Here is a 17,478-nt window from a genome sequence, read left to right as displayed (position 1 = left end):
TTTGGATCTTACTCATTATTTTCCGGAGCAGTTGTTGTTTCAGTCTCTTCAGAAGCCTCATTATTATTTGCCCTAGGATCAAAAGGTACTTGAGTAGGTACAAAAGTCGGCGGTAATAATCTACTAGTAAAAAATTTATCTTCGTAATACTTAATTTTACGAGATTTTATAGGCGGAAAGGATTCTATTAAAACAATTTGCTCATCTCTCGGTAACTGTATTACTTCTTGAGGTAAAAGTAAAGCTCTTTGAACTTGAGAAACGTTTTGGGTTCTAGTAGAAATATTAAGGTCAAAAAATAAAGGTTTACTAAATGATCTTTGTTCTACCGTCTTATTACCGACAAGCTGCGATATTAAATTTGCCGTTTCATAGTTATTAGCAGCAAAAGTAATACGGTATGTTGCATTAGATAAGAAAGAATTCATCCCCGCATCTTCATATGTTCCTTTTAACTGCTGCGTATCTTGAATAATCAAAAATAACCGAACTCTATAACCTCTAAAATAAGCTATACCGGCTTTAAAAGTATCCATCTTTCCAAGTGTCGGGAACTCATCAAGTAAGAACATTACCCCATGCGGCTCTTCCTTTAAATCCGGCATTTTGCGGCTTAAAAACTCTGTAGCCTGCTGATAAAACACCTGCATTAATTTTTGTAAACGCTGTATATTATCGGGTGTTAACCCTACATATACGGTTGTTTTTACTTTTTTAAATTCTTGTACGTTGAAATCAGAAGATGCAGTAGCTGAATCAATAAGCGGGTTTGCCCATAATTCAAGCGATGAGTTCATTGTAGATATTACACCCGAACGCTCTTTATCGGCTTTTTGCAAAAACGCAGCAATATTCATATATGCAACAGGATGTATTACACCGCCAAGCGTATCGAGTACGACCGCTAGATTATAAACTACGTCGTCACTTCTCATGGTACGCACTACTTCACCGAAAGATTTAGTTTTAGTAGGATCGGCTATTAAATATAAAGTTACACCTAAGAATAAACTTCGTGCTTCATTATTCCAAAAATCCTTTTCCGGCATTATAAGATTTGAAATTTTCTGCACGTCATCAACCATCTGCCCGGGCTTAGTACTAACCCAATCAATCGGATTGTAACAATGCGTAATACCGTCTGGATTAGAAGGCTCCCATACAAAAACTTTCTGACCTTGTTTCTCACGCCAACCGCTCGTCAAACCGTGATTCTCAAGCTTTATGTCATGCACTACTACCGAATCACTCCAAAATAACAGGTTAGGTATCACAAAACCCACACCTTTACCTGAACCTGTAGGAGCAAATAATAAAGCATGCTGGAACCCATCTGCAACAAAATATCCACCGGCATCAACACCTATTAACATACCTTTTTTGGATCTAAGACCAGCAGCCTCTATATCTGACGGATTAGCCCAGCTAGCATCTCCATATACTTTTTCCGGTTGCTCAAAAAATTGTAATGATTTTATTCTTTCAAAATTTTTAATGTAAAATATTATGACAACAATAGCGGGACCAAGAAGAGATGCAAGTAGCTTCAATTTTAAATAATTATAGTCGGCAATTTTTAACTGCCCCCAAACTTTAATAAGCCAGTAAGCCCACTTATAAGCAATATTTATAGCATTTATATCTACACCTAAAGCTCCAACCTCATTAGTAAAAATTGCAACAAATGCACCGCTTATCCAAATGGTACAAAAAATAACAACCGGATAAATTATAGCATGACCGAATATATTCCTAGTAACTTTAAGTATCTTATGCCATTCCATGAATTGATATTCCTAGTTTTTACTTATATGTTAGTTTTTGCGTGAAGTAATTTTTACGTCATTGCGAGCGACTAAAAGGAGCGTGGCAATCTCAGGAATTTTGCCTGAGATTGCTTCGTCAATTACTTTGTAATTCCCTCGCAATGACACTTTTAAATCATCCCCTCGGCGTTCTTATTCTTCTTATAATACACTTCCGAAACATATCTTTTCCCACCGCTACCGCGTTTTAACTGCACAACGATATCTACAACGGTTAAAATATACTTCTTTACTTCTTCAGGCGGCATACCAAGATCTGCTTGCATAACCATAAGCTTTAACTGCTCAATAGCCATAGCGGGACTATCCGCATGCAGCGTTGATATTGAACCGGGGTGACCTGTATTAATAGCACGCAAAAAACTAAAAGCTTCCTTACCTCGAAGCTCACCTACTATAATTCTATCCGGTCTTAAACGCAAACATGCCTCTATTAAATCTTGAGTAGTAACATTTGCACGTCCCTGTCCTCCTTTGGAAGCAAGTAAATGCACTCTGTTAGGATGGCTTGATAGCACAACCTCACGAGCATCTTCTACAGTAATTAATCTTTCTATTGCAGGTATTTCAGTAAGTGCCGCATTAGTAAAAGTAGTTTTACCTGTTGAAGTACCGCCGCTAATTATGATATTTTTCTTTGAAACAACTGCATGTCTAATAAATTCTTTAATCTTTTTTTCAGCTAAGAAATTATTTAAAATTACTGCATCTTCATCTACTAAACTCTCCGTTGCAGTATCATCAAATGCTCCCATTTTAGCATATTCATCTAAAGTTAGATTCATACCGCTAGGCTTTCTTATAGAATAAATGATTTGTCCTATCTCACAAGCGGGAGGGAATACTATTTGAATACGGTAGCCATTCGGCAAAGTTGCAGAAAGTAAAGGTTTTTCTTCCGAAATCATCTGTTCGGTAGATTGAGCGACTAAACGCCCTAATGAAAGTAGATGTTCACTATCTAATTCCGGTATTTGCTTAGAATATATATCGCCTTTTTTTTCAACCCATGCTTCTCCAGGCTTATTAACCATAATCTCATTAATACCGTCTTCAGCAAATAAATTTTTAAAAGGAAGTAAAAACGTCTCTAAGGCTGCAAATTCTTCATTCATTTCATTACCTTCGATTTTAATAAAACGGCTTTTGGGAATTTATAATCCTTATTAACGTATATTCTAACCGGCGTACCTTGATTAACCGTTGTCGTCGGCTTAAACTGCTGCTGCGTTATCATATTTTGTACAACATTCGTCACATCCGTAAAAGCTTGAGTAGAAGCTTGTTGTGCTTGTGTCGGAGTCAATGCTATAGAGGTAGTAGTAAGCAAACTTGAAGCTGCCGTATTAACTGCCTGTACTAAGGTTTGAAGTCTCTGCTCAGCAGTATTCGCTGAAGAAGCAGTTTGTGCTGTTGTACATGCTTGAGTCATAGTAGTATAAGCAGTCGAAGTTTTATCGGTAATAGCAGCAAGTATATTAGTACAAATTGTAACTATCCTAGTATTTGCATCCATAGCGGTATTAGCCGCAATAGTTTGAGCAGTATTTAACAATTGCGTTGCCGTAGCACTATTGGTAGCTGCTGCCTGCGAATCTATAGGAGGCGGCACTAACTTATCAAGGACTTTAGCAAGACCTATATTAAAGCCGGATTGTAATACGGCATTTGCAAATTGTTCTTTATATTTATTATCGACTCTCCCTTGTAGTCCCGGTCTACCTAAATTATCAACTGCAGGTGAGTCGAATTCTATAGTATAACCGTTAGTTAAATCGATTCTATCCCATATTATAGAAACTCTACCGTAACTATCTGATGAGGTTGAGGTTGCATATTTACCGAATATTTTTGACCCTTTCGGTATTAATATAACTTTATCTTTCTCAGAAAATACGTCTCTACTAATAATGGCTCTTATTTCACCGCCGAGATCACTATTTATTGCCGTCTCAAGTACTGCATCAATTAATTTACCGCGTCCGAGAACCAAAGACATATCACCACGATCTTTAAAGGTCGCTTCTGCCGTAATCTGTTCCGGTGTTTTTTTAGGCTCTACACCACCAACTAATACTATAGCTGATTTTCTTTTTGCTTCACGACGTTGCTTCTCTGCATCACTCTCAACTAACGTTCCTGAAGTCGAAGGCAACGAAACCGGCGGCAATGGAAGCGTTTTGTCTTTATTCTCTTCTACAGGAATAGTAGGAGGTAAGACCGGGAGAACTTCTACTACCGGAGGCGGCGGTGGTGAAGGAGCAGTAGGCGTCTCAAGCTTAGGCGGATCAGGTAACTTTGGAATCTCCGGAATATTATCATCAACATCAGTAACAGGTTTTACAATATTAGTCGGCACTTGAGTCTCCGGTATTTCTTCTTTTTTAGTACCAAAAAAAAGAGTATAAAAAATATATATAAAAATACCGCAAATTACGACTACTATCGCAATACTCTTATTAAAGCTAACTGAAACTTTTGATAATTCTCTCTGTACTTCAGGAGCATCTGCTCCTGATAAAGAACCGGTATTATTATTGTTATTTTGCTCTTCAGCCATATCTAAATTATATTAGTTAAAGTGTTCTTGTTGTCATTATTGCCCCGTCATTGCGAGGAAATTGCATAGCAATTGACGAAGCAATCTCAGAAGTTATATTATTTCATGAGATTGCCACGCAGCCTACGGCTGCTCGCAATGACGTATCTACACAGCAATGACATCGATTAAAACCTTGCCATGTAATTACTATTTTTCTTAGGATAGTAAAATTTAATTACATATACTAAATCCCTTTCGTTACCCATCATAAGTTCCGTAGAAGCGATATCAAATTCATATGTTCTTTTATTAGTTATAATAGTCATATTTGTACGAATATCTTTTTCAAGAGGCTTAATAAATAATCTATTTGCCAAAGGAGTTATTTTCCAAGCATAAGCATCCCCAAGAATTATATTTTGGATTTCTTCATTTTTAGCAAATTCTATATGCGATTGAAAGCCAAAATGCAAAACTAATAAATAAACTTCATTTGGATTATATATATAAGTTTTTATCCTATTATCTTTAGTTATAGATAAATCATCTACATAATTATTACTACTATTATTACACGGATCATCTACAAGCGGACATTCTCGTTGTACTGTAAAACCGCTTAATAATATAAAAACTAAAAAATAAAATCTAACTATTGTCATCGTCTACCCTATATCCGTTAACTTGAAACCCTACCGGATTTATGTCAAGTTCTGAATCTGTTAATTGCATAGGCACATAAGCATAACTTACTACCGCTATTTTATTATAAATTAATTGGCTTCCTGATGTTTCATTTACGGAAAATCTAACTATATATTTATCTGCTGCGATTTTTGACCATGATTTTATTACTAAAAATGTAGTATTATCTTCTTTATATTTTATCGTAGGATCAAAATCTTTATTTTTTATATAGCCAAGATAATTATAATAAACACCACTTGTTGAAAATAATCTTATTGTCGTACGAGCTAGCGTCGCAAAATCAACTGGATTATATGTTTCCCGTGCCGTTATGTATTTCTTTATAAAATACCTTGTAAGAGACTCATCCGCCGTTAATACCGGTGATGAAATAGGTTCTACCACCGAGGCACGCCCTGTATTACTATTAAGCTGAATAACAAAAGGATCAAACTGTTTAGATTTTACTACAAATGCTATTACTAAAGTTGATATAACCATAAAAATGGTTAGTAGTATTATTAATATGATAAGTAAGTTACGTTGAACAATTAACTTATCAGATCGCTCTTCATACCAATTCTGAGTAATTTTTAAAGGATTAGCCGATTTAATACTTTCTTGATTTTGTGTATCTCCTGAACCGCTTTTCGAGTTGTTACTTGATTTAAAGAAGCCAAATATATTATTCATATCAAAGGTATTTTTATTATTACTATTTTTATTATTACATTGTTATTGTATAAAACTATTACTTTTATGCTATATTTACTGAATTAACCGGTCTTCTTATACAAGGATTTACGCTTAAACTCGATCCATCATCTATATCAGCAGAAACGCACGGGCTTTTAATTTCATAAGGAGCTGAAGGGGTACATGACAACAATTGAGCAAGCATAATTAATACTAATAGAAACTTTAATGATTTTAACATTCTAATACATTATTAAATTATCTTGTTACTATTTTAAAATTACCTTACTATACAATAGTTCACAAGCATTTTTTGAAAAAATCTATTTATAAATATAAAAAAATATTAAAAAGATTGTAAACTATTATACTCTGAAGTAAATAAAGAGTAGTTATACGAAGTTCAACTTGAGAGCAGAGCGTATACTTAATACGTGGCTACCTGCGGACTTATAAATATATTGTCGCCAATTTTTCAAGTGGGACGAGTATAGCATAATAACTACCATCAATAATTGTTATTGTATAATTTTAATTTATAATTTATTTATTTTAATTTTAAAGTTAAACAAATTTGGTATTGTAGCAACAATATAAACTTATTTTATAGCTTAAATAACATTAAATTAACAAATCATAATCATATTATAATAATTATGATAGAGTTAAAACAGAATAAAATTAGATATTAATCTAGTAATTATGGACCCATTAACCAACGCAATACAAGAATATATAAAATCCGGCGAATATTTTATTGATGCAAGAAAATGGTATAATTTTAAGTATATCTTACCGTTAAGTCATAGAAGTCTTCTGCTTTTAATATGCACGATTTTTACCTTATTATTAACCTTAATTTGTATAAATATCAACATATTGCTACCAATAAACGAAAAAGTAAGTTATTTAATAAAAGATGATGCCGAAAAACAAGCTACCGTTACTAATACTAAACATTCAACATTAGCAAATCCTTATATCTTTGTTGCAAATATTATGCTTCAGAATTATGTAAAACAACGGGAAGAATATAATTACGATATATTAAAAGAACAATTTACCTTTATCAAAAATGCTTCTACGAGTATTGTTTATATGCAATTTGCTAATTTTATGAATATTGATAACTCATTATCACCGGTCATAAGATATCAAAAACTATATAGACGCTCAATTAATATATTATCAATTAACAATATAAACGATAACGAGGCAGTTGTTACTTTTGAATCATTGGCACAAAATAGTACGGGTGAAATTTTAGAAAATATGGTATGGGAAGCAAGAATCGGATTTATAATGGATTCTATCAGTACAAGTACATCACCTGATATGCCCTTCAATTTTACCGTTACTAGTTACAAGCTAAAGTTATTAAGGAATAAAAATCAGAAATAATATGAAGCAACTAATAATATTTTGTACTTTTATAATACTTACATTAGATGTATTTGCTCTTACTATATCACGACCTCTAGGTCGAGACCCGCGTCTAAGAGTTATGACTTATAACCCTGACGATGTTTTCAAATTCACAGGATATTACGGCTATCAAGCAAGTATAGAACTAGCAAGAGATGAGGAAATAGTCAGTATTTCTATGGGAGATACTACTTCATGGCAAATAGTACCTGCCGGTCATAGGATTTTTATTAAACCGATGGAACCGGATGCTACTACTAATATGACTTTAATTACTAATAAACGGACTTATTTCTTTGAACTATATGCCGCCGAAACTCTTGATATGCGTGATCCTGAAATGGTCTTTAACGTAAAGTTTCTTTACCCGGATGACGAAAATGACAATATGAGCGGTCATATGCAAACTTTTTCTGCTTCCCTAGCCAGTCCCGATCTTACTCATCCTGAAAAATATAACTTTAATTATTATATTAGCGGCAGCGAAGAAATAGCTCCTATTAAAATTTTTGACGACGGCGAGTTTACTTATCTACAATTTAGAGATAAAAACGCTGAAATTTCCGGTATTTTTGCTGTAGATGATTCACTTCGAGAATCTTTAGTAAATTATCGCCTTGCTCAAGATAATCCTAATATGGTGATCCTTGAACAGGTTTTTCCTAAGCTCGCTATACGTAAGGGTAAAAAAGTCACATGCGTATTTAATCAGTCTTTCAAAGCGTACTAGTAATGTCTACCAACGTCATTGCGAGGAGCGAAGCAGCGTGGCAATCCAGAAAATAATTAAAAAAATTCTGATTTACAGAATTTTTTACTGGATTGCTTCGTCGAAACTTACAGTTTCTTCTCGCAATGACGATGAAACTGATTCACGTAACAATGCTTTTCTTACAATAACAATATAATTATGTCACATTTAATATATTTCTTTACCTTGATGTTACTAACTAGCGGCTTATTTATAATGCTTACAAGCCGTAATTATATTCATAAAATTATCGGGCTTGGAATATTTCAAAGTTCGGTGTTAGTATTTTATTTAAGTATCGGAAAAATTAAAACAGGCGGTGTACCTATTTTACAAGATGGGCTAACTACTTACACTAGCCCTTTGCCTCATGTATTAATGCTAACTGCTATAGTAGTTGGGTTTGCTACTCTTAGCGTAGCTTTAAGTTTAATATATCAAATTTATAAACATTTTGGTACAATATCAGAAAATGAAATTAATTTTGATAAATGATCCTAGCTAACCATTTCCCTATCATACAAATATTATTGCCTTTATTCGGGGCTTTACTCTCAATAATATCTTTTCGCTTTATTACCTTTGCACGAGTAATTACTACGATTTGCATTTTATCTAGTCTTTTGGTCAGTGTTTATGGATATAGTGTTATACAAAATACGGAGCTATCTTATACCATGGGAGGATGGAGTTCAAAAATAGGAATAGAATATCGGCTAAATTCACTAAATCAAGCTATTATTATTTATCTTAACTTGGTTTTATTATTCTTTTTAGTTTTTTGTCATAAGATTACTAATCGAACAATCTTAAAATATATCAACAATAATAGAAAATCTTTATTTTACGGTATATTATTATTCGCTCATACGGGCTATTTAGGAATGATTAGTACTAATGATTTCTTTAATTTATATGTGTTTATAGAAATTTCGGCACTTAGTAGCTATGTATTGATAGCCTCAGGTAATAACCCAAAATCTTTAATCGGAGCTTTTGACTACTTGATAATGGGTAGTATTGGTGCAACTCTTATTCTTATAGCCATAGGATTTTTGCTAAGCATTACGGGTAGCTTAAATATGTATGATGTTGCAGCTTATTTACAGGAACATACCAATTCCCGTATAATCATTATAGCTATCGGTTTTTTCTTAACAGGAGCTATTTTAAAAACAGCTTTTTTCCCTATGCATTTTTGGATGATGAGAGCTTATAATAACACGGCTTCAGTCACTTTAGTATATTTAGCAGGGATTTCTACTATAATAGGAATATATATAATATATAAATTTACTTATATTATTATAGGCTATGAGACGATTAAAACTTCTATTACAAATTTTATAAAACCTATTGCTTTAGCTACTCTTATTATAGCTCCGTATTTTGCTTACCGAGCAGAAGACTTCAAGAATATTATAATTTATTCATGTTTCACTCAAATAGGTTATGTATTTCTATTATATGTTACTGAGGGCGGTATAACAATTTTACCGAGCTTATTACTTGCGGACAGTATAAATAAAATAGCTCTTTTCTTGATAGATGCTTATAATGAAAGCTATAAAAAGAATTCTAACAAAGTTTTAACCATAATTATTATTATTTGCAGCTGCGGCTTACCTATCAGCCCATTATTTTTTATCAAAATAAATATTCTCGAATTATTTTTTAGACAAAAACTATTATTAGATTTTGTTATAATCTTACTAAGCTCCGTAGGATCACTATTTTATCATTATAAAATGGTGAAAGTTACTTTTTGGAAGAATTGATTAACCTTTGACATTATGAAAATCCCTCATCATTGCGAGGAGGCATTGTTGCGTGGACCGGTTTATCCGTCATTGCGAGGAAAAACTGTAAGTTTTGACGAAGCAAATCTCAGGATATTTGACGAGATTGCCACGCTCCTTACAGTCGCTCGCAATGACGGCTCGGTGTCACCCCGTGGCTTGACTACGGGATGACAGAGGCGAAATTGATCCACGCAACAATACCTTGCGAGGAGTTGCGTTAGCAACGACGCGGCAATCTAATAAGATAAAAAAACTCCTGAGATTGCCACGCCAGCATAAATGCTGGCTCGCAATGACGGGGCTTTTCAAAACTATCCGATACTATAAGGTCAAGCGAACTAGGTAACAAGGGAAAACATGATTACACAATTTACTACTCCGAGTCTTTTGATTCTATCAACTTTGCTAGTTGGTGCATTAAACTTAACTAGTCCGTATGCCACTAAAAAAGATAGCTTTATACGTAATTTTTTACTTATTACTATCGCTATTTTTTTCTTCGGTAATATTTTAATTATAGACTGGTTGTTTTTAAAAGGTATTAGAGCAGGCTTTGAATTTAATATATTCGGTAATTACTCTATAGGATTCCATCTTGAACCTTTAGGGCTTATATTCTTAAGCTTAATAGGCTTTTTATGGATTTGTGCTTTACTTTACACTCCTAAATATCTTGCTATTAATAATATAGAAAACTCTTCTAGATTTTTATTTTTCTTTAATTTAACTATTCTAATCGGTGTTTTTATTGCCTTATCTAGCAATTTATTCACGATGTTTATTTGCTATGAGCTTTTAACTATTTCTACAGCTTTTTTAGTAGGACATACTAAAAATAATATAGTACTTAGTGGGTTATATAAATATCTAAAAATTCTGATGATTTCTGCCACAATATTATTTTTACCGGCAGTGATAATTATTTATGCTAAAACCGGTAACGGAGATTTTGCAAGCGGCAGCCTAGTAGAAAATTATTTTTCTCAAAGCCAATCCATTATCTTATTATTAATGTTTATTTTTGGTATTGCTAAAACTGCAATTTTTCCAGTACATTCATGGCTTCCCGCCGCAATGGTTGCCCATTACCCCGTTAGTAGTTTATTGCACGCTGTAATAGTTGTTAAAACCGGATTATTTTGTATTTACAAAATCCTATTATATATATTCGGTTTATCGTATTTACAAATGATATTTGCCGAGTTTAACTGGTTAATTTTTATACCGATAGTGAGTATATTTTACAGCTCACTCAAAGCACTAGGCACGGATAATATCAAAAAAATACTCGCCTACTCCACTATGAACCAATTAAGCCTTGCCTTACTTAGTGCTTTCATGTTAACACCTAAAGCACTTGGAGCTGCCACCTTACATTTGGTTTCGCATTCTTTTACAAAAATCTGCTTATTTTATAGTATGGGAAGTATTTACAGTTTAAAGAAAGCCGATCAAGTACAGAATTTACATGGTACATCCAAAGAATTTCCTTTAATTTCTTTTATTATATTTATCTCTTCATTATCATTAATCGGTATACCCATCTTTAGCGGATTTATCAGCAAATTCTCAATATTGCTTGCTGCAAGCGAGCAGAACCAAATCATAGTTATGATTGTCGTAATAGCTAGTAGCATATTTTCAAGCCTTTACCTTCTCAAAATATTAAGCTCTATTTATAAACCTTCTTTTATAGAATCTAGCGTAACAAAACCACTCCCCTACTCTATGCAAATTAGTATAATAATTTGTGCTTTAGCTATAACATTATTTTACTTTATCCAAATCTTAATTAGAGAATTTTTAGCTTACATTACATAAATATGTATTTACATAATTTATGTATTTACTTATAATCATACAATATGCAATTATTTTTGAGGATAAATATGGCACAAATTATTAGAGCAACAGAATTTGTACGATCTTTTTCAGATATTATGAACAGAGTTTACTATAAAGGAGAGAGTTTTGATGTTCAAAAAGGTAACCATATCGTAGCAAGAATTACGCCTGTACATGCAGCTGACAAACCAAAAAAAACGTTAAAAGAGTTTTTTGAGCATGCACCTATATTAGACCATGATGATGCCGCACAATTTAAAAAAGTCGTGTATGAAGCACGTCAAAAATATGATTTTAAAAGAGATGATAAATGGAAGTAGTTATTGATACCTCTATATTAGTGGATTTAGAGAGAGGTAGATTAGCCTATAAGGTACTAGAAGAATATGAACAATGCTATATTAGTCCTATTACTTTAACGGAATTATTAATAGGTGTGGATAGGGCCGATAATGAAAATAGACGTATTAAACGTTTAGTTTTTATCGAATATATAATCAATTCACTTATAGTAATACCTTTTAAGACTGAAGAAGCCCGTATATATGCAAAAATTATAGACAATTTACGTAAAGAAAAGATAACTATCGATACTAATGACATGCTAATTGCAACAACGGCAATAACGCATGGTTATCCTTTATTAACTCTAAATGTAAAAGACTTTAAAAGGATTCAAGGACTAGAGGTTTTAACAGTTTCTTCTAAAGATTAAAATGTTTATTCAAAATACCAGATTTACATTTCCGCTTACTAATTTTGAGCTTATGTTTGATTTTAACCCACAAAATCAGCTAATAGCTCTCGCATTTCTAATTATTACTGCTATCTTAAGTCTTTATACAATTTCTCAAAATAGAAAGTTAGAGACGTTAATAGGTAGTTTATACTGTTTATCCTCTATTATATGCGTATTTGCGGCTGATTTTATTTCTATGATAATCTCGCTTGAATTCATGACGATTTTTGCCTGCATAATTATTTTTTGTGACCAATTAAAGATAAAACCGGCACGTCAATATTTCCTCACTCATTTATTCAGCAGCGGGCTAATTTTAATTGGCATGACTCTTCTAATCCAAGCAACAGGTAATACAGCTTTTATTTCTTTAACGGAATATAATTTTGAGTTACCGGCAATATTCATACTTGCAGGTTGTTTGATTAATGCTTCAGCTATTTTTGTAAACGGCTGGGTAGTTAATTGCTATCCTGCAGCTTCAAGTAGCGGTATTGTATATTTAATAAGTTTTACTACTAAAGTTACTTTAATTATCATTTTAAAATTATTTAGCGGTCTTGAGATACTTAAGTTTTTTGGAATATCAATAATTATTTACGGGTTAGTATTTTCTCTAATTGAGAAAAACCTTAAACGATTAATATGCTATCTTACAGTTTCGCAGCTTGGTTTTATATTAGCAGCTATTAGTATAAATTCTCCAAACATAGCTTATCTTATTACAAGCTTTATATTCATACATATACTATATAATGGGTTATTTGCTTTATATTTTACCTATATAGAAGATGAATACAGTATTAAAAATTACCAAGATCTTCAGAATACTCAAATTAATTTTATTTTATTAGGCGGGTTTGTAGTTAGCATATTAATATATACATTTATACTGCCTATTAATTCTTCTTATATCAAAGACGGAATTGCCAATCTTTTAGATGCAAATAATATTATTATATTTTCCAAGATAGCAACTTGTACCGTGTTATTTGGGTTGTTGATGGAGAGTTTGCTATCGTCATTGCGAGGGACTAAAAGGAGCATGGCAATCTCGTCAAATATCCTGAGATTGCTTCGTCAAAACTTACAGTTTTTCCTCGCAATAACGTTCAGGGACTTAATCTACCTCTCCTCGTGCATCATAACTTTATGCGTATGTTTATTCTACCCTATTCAAATATCACATACTGCTAATTTTAAGCTAGTTATCCTTGCAATCTCAGTATTATTGGCTTTAATATTTAGAAAAATACCACGCATTTCGACAGAAAACATAAACCTTGACCTATACCAATATATTGAAAAATTTATATATTTCAGTATCGATAAATATAAAGAAAGGACAGACAGTACCGAAGATACAGAAGAATATCTTAATTTTAAGGTTATTTGGGATAATATTTTAGGTAAAATATCTGCTTGGCATAATCAGCAAACTGCTATATTTATTATATTATTCCTATTAATTAGTTTGATTTTAACATTACAGTAACTCAACGTCATTGCGAGGAGTTGCGTTAGCAGCGACGCGGCAATCTCAGGAGTTTGTTACTATTTCATAAGATTGCCGCGTCGCCTACGCCTCCTCGCAATGACGACTTTAGGAATAACAACACAAAAAATAAAAACCATGAAACCACCAATCGCAAATAAACAAAATTATAGCTTTGAAGTTCACGAAACAACAATAAACGATGATTATCAATGGCTACGTGATCCTAAATGGCCAAATGTAGAAGACTCTAAAATTCTAGACTACTTAAAGGCTGAAAATAAATATACCGAAAATTTCTTTGCTGATTTACAAAAAGATAAAGAAAAGATTTTTGAGGAATTAAAAGGACGGGTCAAATTAGACGATGAATCAGTTTATGTTAAGAAAAAAGATTATTACTATTACCATAGAGTAGAGGGTAATAAAAATTATCCGATATATTGCAGAAAGCATAATAATATGAATGCTGCTGAAGAAGTAATATTAGACGTCAACCTTCTTACTCCAAACGGCGGTTTTACCGATGTTGCCAAAGTCGCAATGTCACCTAATCAAAATTTAATGGCTTATAGCGTTAATTTTACAGGCAATGAGCAATATAATATCAAAATATACAATCTTAAAGAGCAAAAATACTTACCTGATAATGTAACGGATATAGCTCCTACTGTGATTTGGCATGAAAAATTAAACGGCTTTTTCTATATTACTATTAATGAGAATCAACGCTGGGATAAGGTAATGTTTCACCGTCTAGGTGAAGATGTTACTCAGGATAAATTAATATTTGAGGTAAAAAACCCTCTTCATTTTATCAGCTGTGAGAAATCTGCAAGTAACGAATATATTTTTATAAATTCAGGCGATCATAATGAAAATGAAATTTATGTAATTTCTATGCAGGATGATAATTTCATTCCTAAATTAGTACGAGCCGCAGAAAATAAAATATTCTATGAAATAGAACATAATGGCGATTATTTTTATATTAAAACTAATTTTAAAGCTAAAAATTTCCATGTTGTAAAACTGCCGATAAATAATTTTGAAAATACTAGCTGGGATGATATTTATATTAAAGAAGAACAGGACAAATATTTAAAAAGCTTTGATTTTACAAATAATTATTTAATCTTAAATTATCGTGATAACGGATTACCACTTATTAAAATAAAGCGATTTAAAGATCTACACGAAAAAACAATTCATTTTCCTGACGAAAGTTTCCAAGCAAGTAGCTTTTCTACAAACTTTGAGGAAGACGATATCAGAATAGATTACTCTTCTCTAGCAAGACCAAATACTACTTATAGCTACGATTTTGATAGTAGACCTCTTCAGAAATTCGCTTATAGGGAGGAATTTGAAGGAGACACGGAACACAGCACCGCAGCGTACAAAAGCGATCGCGCAGATGCGAGTACCGGATCATTGTCCCAATTACCCCTAGAAGTAGAGTTTCCGAAGAGGTCTAGTGATAAATTAACGATATTAAAGACCCAAGAAATACCTTCAGGCTTTAATCCTGAAGAGTATAAAGTAGAGAGAATATTTGCAGATAATGGTGACGTAAAAGTACCTATTACTTTATTCTACAAAAAATCTTTATTTAAAAAAGACGGCTCAAATCCTTTATATCTAATGGGATACGGAGCTTACGGGATTAGCATGCCTGTCAATTTTAGAAATACGGCAGTGACACTTGCTGATCGTGGTTTTATTTACGCGGTTGCTCATATTAGAGGTGGCGATGATCTAGGTCATGACTGGTATGAAGCTGCTAAGTTTTTAACCAAAAAAAGAACCTTTGAAGACTTCATAGCTTGTAGTAAAGCTTTAATTAATGAGCAATATACAAGTAACAACAATATAGTAATAATGGGCGGTAGTGCCGGCGGTATGTTAATCGGTTACGTACTAAACGAAAAACCTGAACTCTATAAATTAGCCGTTGCTCATGTACCATTTGTAGACGTACTTAATACCATGCTTGATGAAAGCTTACCGCTAACTCTTTTAGAATATAATGAATGGGGTAATCCGAAAGAGAAAGAATATTTTGAATATATTAAATCATATTCTCCTTATGATAACGTAAAAGCACAAAACTATCCTGCTCTATTCATTACTTGCGGTATATCCGACCCACGTGTAGGTTACTGGGAACCTGCTAAATGGGTAGCAAAATTACGAGAACTAAAAACGGATAATAATCCCTTATTATTAAAAACGAATATGGATACGGGACATAAGGGTTCTGCCGGTCGCTTTGATTATTTGAAAGAGATAGCCGACGAATTAGTATTTATTTTTAATATATTTAATGTGGAGGTTTAAAGACTTTGGATAACTAATCGTCATTGCGAGGAAATTGCATAGCAATTGACTAAGCAATCTCAGGAGTTTTGTTATTATTTCATGAGATTGCCACGCAGCCTACGGCTGCTCGCAATGACGATTAGGTATCTACACAAACAATGCTGTCCTCCTCCACGGCATGACAGAATAAATATAAAAAACCAAATGCATAAAAATTATCTAGAACAATTACAAAAATTACCGATTACTTTAATTTTACTAATTAGCTTAATTTGCTGTATTGGTTTCATTGTGCTTTATTCTGCAGCGAATAGTAATTTACAACCCTGGGCTTACAAACAAATTATAAATTTTTGTATATTCTTGCCTTTAGCCATTATTATTGCATTAATTGATTTACGAATAATATTTAGGTTATCATATATCTTCTATTTTTGCGTGCTGGCTTTACTAGTAGCCGTGGAGCTTTTCGGCTCAACTGCCATGGGCGGTAAAAGATGGATTGATATCGGTATAGTTAAGCTTCAGCCTTCCGAACCGATAAAAATTGCCGTTGTACTAATGCTTGCTAAATATTTCCATTCACTAACAATTGATGATCTAACAAAATTCCATAAAGTTATCATACCAATTATCGGAGTTTTAATACCGGCTTTTCTAATAATTAGAGAACCTGATTTAGGGACGGGAATGATTGTTTTAATTGTTTCGGCAATTATATTTTTTGCAGCAGGTTTTAGAATAAAATATTTTATAATACTAGGTCTTGCTGCTCTTATTAGCCTGCCTATCGCTTGGAATATGATGTATGATTATCAAAAAAAACGGGTAATGGTTTTTTTAAATCCTGAACATGATCCGCTCGGTGCTAGCTATAATATTATTCAGTCTAAAATCGCTATAGGTTCAGGTAGCCTATTTGGACGCGGTTTAAATCAAGGGAGCCAAAGCCATTTGGATTTTCTTCCCGAACATCAAACCGACTTTATCTTTGCTACCTTTGCTGAAGAGTTCGGCTTTATAGGAGGAATGTTTTTACTAATATTATATTTTGCACTTATAACTATTTCTTTATTAATTGCTGCAAATTGCCGAGAGATTTTTAGTAAATTAATGGTAATAGGTATTACTTCGATTTTATTTAGTCACGTATTTATTAATATAGCTATGGTTATGGGCTTGCTTCCCGTAGTAGGCGTACCTTTACCGTTTATTTCTTACGGCGGAACAATGATCGCCTCTATGCTAATAGGCTTTGGGCTTGTGATGAATGCTCAAGTACACGGGCATACCACTTTAAACTAGTTCAATTATATTTATAAAATTGATAATAAGTTGCACTTCATTT

At 32.9% G+C, this 17,478-nt stretch carries 16 protein-coding genes and 2 pseudogenes; 12 read left to right on the top strand and 6 right to left on the bottom strand.

Annotated elements, in window-relative coordinates; translation table 11 throughout:
• Window positions 1-8 precede the first annotated feature (8 nt).
• The 6 genes from BN1174_RS06155 to BN1174_RS06130 all read right to left on the bottom strand — a co-directional run bounded on the left by BN1174_RS06155 (window position 9) and on the right by BN1174_RS06130 (window position 5,992).
• Entirely contained in the window at window positions 9-1,784 is a 1,776-nt protein-coding gene (locus tag BN1174_RS06155) for a type IV secretory system conjugative DNA transfer family protein (RefSeq protein WP_040257362.1), read from the bottom strand.
• Window positions 1,785-1,936: 152 nt separating this feature from the next.
• Window positions 1,937-2,941, bottom strand: coding sequence for a P-type DNA transfer ATPase VirB11 (virB11, locus tag BN1174_RS06150; protein ID WP_040257360.1), 1,005 nt, complete (start codon window positions 2,939-2,941; stop codon window positions 1,937-1,939).
• On the bottom strand, window positions 2,938-4,386 hold the full coding sequence (locus tag BN1174_RS06145) for a TraB/TrbI/VirB10 family type IV secretion system protein (RefSeq protein ID WP_040257359.1): 1,449 nt from the start codon (window positions 4,384-4,386) through the stop codon (window positions 2,938-2,940). The genes virB11 and BN1174_RS06145 overlap by 4 nt, the downstream gene beginning before the upstream one ends.
• 167 nt (window positions 4,387-4,553) lie before the next feature.
• Window positions 4,554-5,030: a TrbG/VirB9 family P-type conjugative transfer protein gene (locus tag BN1174_RS06140; protein WP_040257357.1), complete on the bottom strand. Its 477-nt coding sequence runs from the start codon at window positions 5,028-5,030 to the stop codon at window positions 4,554-4,556.
• Complete coding sequence (locus BN1174_RS06135; protein ID WP_040257355.1) at window positions 5,017-5,748, bottom strand: VirB8 family type IV secretion system protein; 732 nt, start codon at window positions 5,746-5,748, stop codon at window positions 5,017-5,019. The genes BN1174_RS06140 and BN1174_RS06135 overlap by 14 nt, the downstream gene beginning before the upstream one ends.
• A gap of 64 nt (window positions 5,749-5,812) precedes the next feature.
• On the bottom strand, window positions 5,813-5,992 hold the full coding sequence (locus tag BN1174_RS06130) for a DUF2706 domain-containing protein (protein ID WP_011270796.1): 180 nt from the start codon (window positions 5,990-5,992) through the stop codon (window positions 5,813-5,815).
• A 461-nt stretch (window positions 5,993-6,453) separates the two neighbouring features.
• On the opposite strand from BN1174_RS06130, the gene BN1174_RS06125 reads away from it, so the two are divergent.
• The 12 genes and pseudogenes from BN1174_RS06125 to rodA all read left to right on the top strand — a co-directional run bounded on the left by BN1174_RS06125 (window position 6,454) and on the right by rodA (window position 17,435).
• On the top strand, window positions 6,454-7,152 hold the full coding sequence (locus BN1174_RS06125; protein ID WP_040257353.1) for a VirB8 family type IV secretion system protein: 699 nt from the start codon (window positions 6,454-6,456) through the stop codon (window positions 7,150-7,152).
• A 1-nt stretch (window position 7,153) separates the two neighbouring features.
• Complete coding sequence (gene virB9, locus BN1174_RS06120) at window positions 7,154-7,906, top strand: P-type conjugative transfer protein VirB9 (RefSeq protein ID WP_008580257.1); 753 nt, start codon at window positions 7,154-7,156, stop codon at window positions 7,904-7,906.
• Between the two features lie 180 nt (window positions 7,907-8,086).
• Window positions 8,087-8,422, top strand: coding sequence for a Na+/H+ antiporter subunit C (locus BN1174_RS06115; RefSeq protein ID WP_040257350.1), 336 nt, complete (start codon window positions 8,087-8,089; stop codon window positions 8,420-8,422).
• Window positions 8,419-9,705 (top strand): proton-conducting transporter transmembrane domain-containing protein, encoded by a 1,287-nt coding sequence (locus BN1174_RS06110; protein ID WP_040257348.1) that lies wholly within the window; start codon window positions 8,419-8,421, stop codon window positions 9,703-9,705. The genes BN1174_RS06115 and BN1174_RS06110 overlap by 4 nt, the downstream gene beginning before the upstream one ends.
• Before the next feature lie 15 nt (window positions 9,706-9,720).
• Entirely contained in the window at window positions 9,721-9,900 is a 180-nt protein-coding gene (locus BN1174_RS10170) for a hypothetical protein (RefSeq protein WP_156138521.1), read from the top strand.
• 186 nt (window positions 9,901-10,086) lie between these two features.
• Window positions 10,087-11,550 carry a proton-conducting transporter transmembrane domain-containing protein gene (locus BN1174_RS06105; protein WP_040257346.1) on the top strand — a complete coding sequence of 488 codons (1,464 nt, stop codon included), beginning with the start codon at window positions 10,087-10,089 and terminating at the stop codon, window positions 11,548-11,550.
• 68 nt (window positions 11,551-11,618) lie between these two features.
• Window positions 11,619-11,894 (top strand): hypothetical protein, encoded by a 276-nt coding sequence (locus BN1174_RS06100; protein WP_040257344.1) that lies wholly within the window; start codon window positions 11,619-11,621, stop codon window positions 11,892-11,894.
• Complete coding sequence (locus BN1174_RS06095; protein WP_040257342.1) at window positions 11,885-12,289, top strand: PIN domain-containing protein; 405 nt, start codon at window positions 11,885-11,887, stop codon at window positions 12,287-12,289. Before BN1174_RS06100 ends, BN1174_RS06095 begins: the two co-directional genes overlap by 10 nt.
• A 1-nt stretch (window position 12,290) precedes the next feature.
• Window positions 12,291-13,808: a proton-conducting transporter transmembrane domain-containing protein gene (locus BN1174_RS06090; RefSeq protein ID WP_040257340.1), complete on the top strand. Its 1,518-nt coding sequence runs from the start codon at window positions 12,291-12,293 to the stop codon at window positions 13,806-13,808.
• Window positions 13,809-13,946: 138 nt separating this feature from the next.
• Window positions 13,947-15,137 (top strand): annotated as a pseudogene (locus BN1174_RS13180) (S9 family peptidase); the annotation flags it as partial.
• Window positions 15,138-15,281: 144 nt separating this feature from the next.
• Window positions 15,282-16,148, top strand: a pseudogene (locus tag BN1174_RS13170) (prolyl oligopeptidase family serine peptidase); the annotation flags it as partial.
• A 186-nt stretch (window positions 16,149-16,334) separates the two neighbouring features.
• Window positions 16,335-17,435, top strand: coding sequence for a rod shape-determining protein RodA (gene rodA / locus BN1174_RS06080; RefSeq protein WP_040257336.1), 1,101 nt, complete (start codon window positions 16,335-16,337; stop codon window positions 17,433-17,435).
• The last annotated feature ends 43 nt before the right edge of the window (window positions 17,436-17,478 follow it).

It is taken from the genome of Rickettsia hoogstraalii, assembly GCF_000825685.1.
Classification (GTDB): domain Bacteria; phylum Pseudomonadota; class Alphaproteobacteria; order Rickettsiales; family Rickettsiaceae; genus Rickettsia; species Rickettsia hoogstraalii.
This window is presented reverse-complemented; position numbering and strand designations above follow the sequence as displayed.

Coding starts and splice junctions, on each gene's coding strand:
- BN1174_RS06155 (WP_040257362.1), bottom strand. CDS start 1,784: ATGGAATGGCATAAGATACTTAAAGTTACTAGGAATATATTCGGTCAT.
- virB11 (WP_040257360.1), bottom strand. CDS start 2,941: ATGAATGAAGAATTTGCAGCCTTAGAGACGTTTTTACTTCCTTTTAAA.
- BN1174_RS06145 (WP_040257359.1), bottom strand. CDS start 4,386: ATGGCTGAAGAGCAAAATAACAATAATAATACCGGTTCTTTATCAGGA.
- BN1174_RS06140 (WP_040257357.1), bottom strand. CDS start 5,030: ATGACAATAGTTAGATTTTATTTTTTAGTTTTTATATTATTAAGCGGT.
- BN1174_RS06135 (WP_040257355.1), bottom strand. CDS start 5,748: ATGAATAATATATTTGGCTTCTTTAAATCAAGTAACAACTCGAAAAGC.
- BN1174_RS06130 (WP_011270796.1), bottom strand. CDS start 5,992: ATGTTAAAATCATTAAAGTTTCTATTAGTATTAATTATGCTTGCTCAA.
- BN1174_RS06125 (WP_040257353.1), top strand. CDS start 6,454: ATGGACCCATTAACCAACGCAATACAAGAATATATAAAATCCGGCGAA.
- virB9 (WP_008580257.1), top strand. CDS start 7,154: ATGAAGCAACTAATAATATTTTGTACTTTTATAATACTTACATTAGAT.
- BN1174_RS06115 (WP_040257350.1), top strand. CDS start 8,087: ATGTCACATTTAATATATTTCTTTACCTTGATGTTACTAACTAGCGGC.
- BN1174_RS06110 (WP_040257348.1), top strand. CDS start 8,419: ATGATCCTAGCTAACCATTTCCCTATCATACAAATATTATTGCCTTTA.
- BN1174_RS10170 (WP_156138521.1), top strand. CDS start 9,721: ATGAAAATCCCTCATCATTGCGAGGAGGCATTGTTGCGTGGACCGGTT.
- BN1174_RS06105 (WP_040257346.1), top strand. CDS start 10,087: ATGATTACACAATTTACTACTCCGAGTCTTTTGATTCTATCAACTTTG.
- BN1174_RS06100 (WP_040257344.1), top strand. CDS start 11,619: ATGGCACAAATTATTAGAGCAACAGAATTTGTACGATCTTTTTCAGAT.
- BN1174_RS06095 (WP_040257342.1), top strand. CDS start 11,885: ATGGAAGTAGTTATTGATACCTCTATATTAGTGGATTTAGAGAGAGGT.
- BN1174_RS06090 (WP_040257340.1), top strand. CDS start 12,291: ATGTTTATTCAAAATACCAGATTTACATTTCCGCTTACTAATTTTGAG.
- rodA (WP_040257336.1), top strand. CDS start 16,335: ATGCATAAAAATTATCTAGAACAATTACAAAAATTACCGATTACTTTA.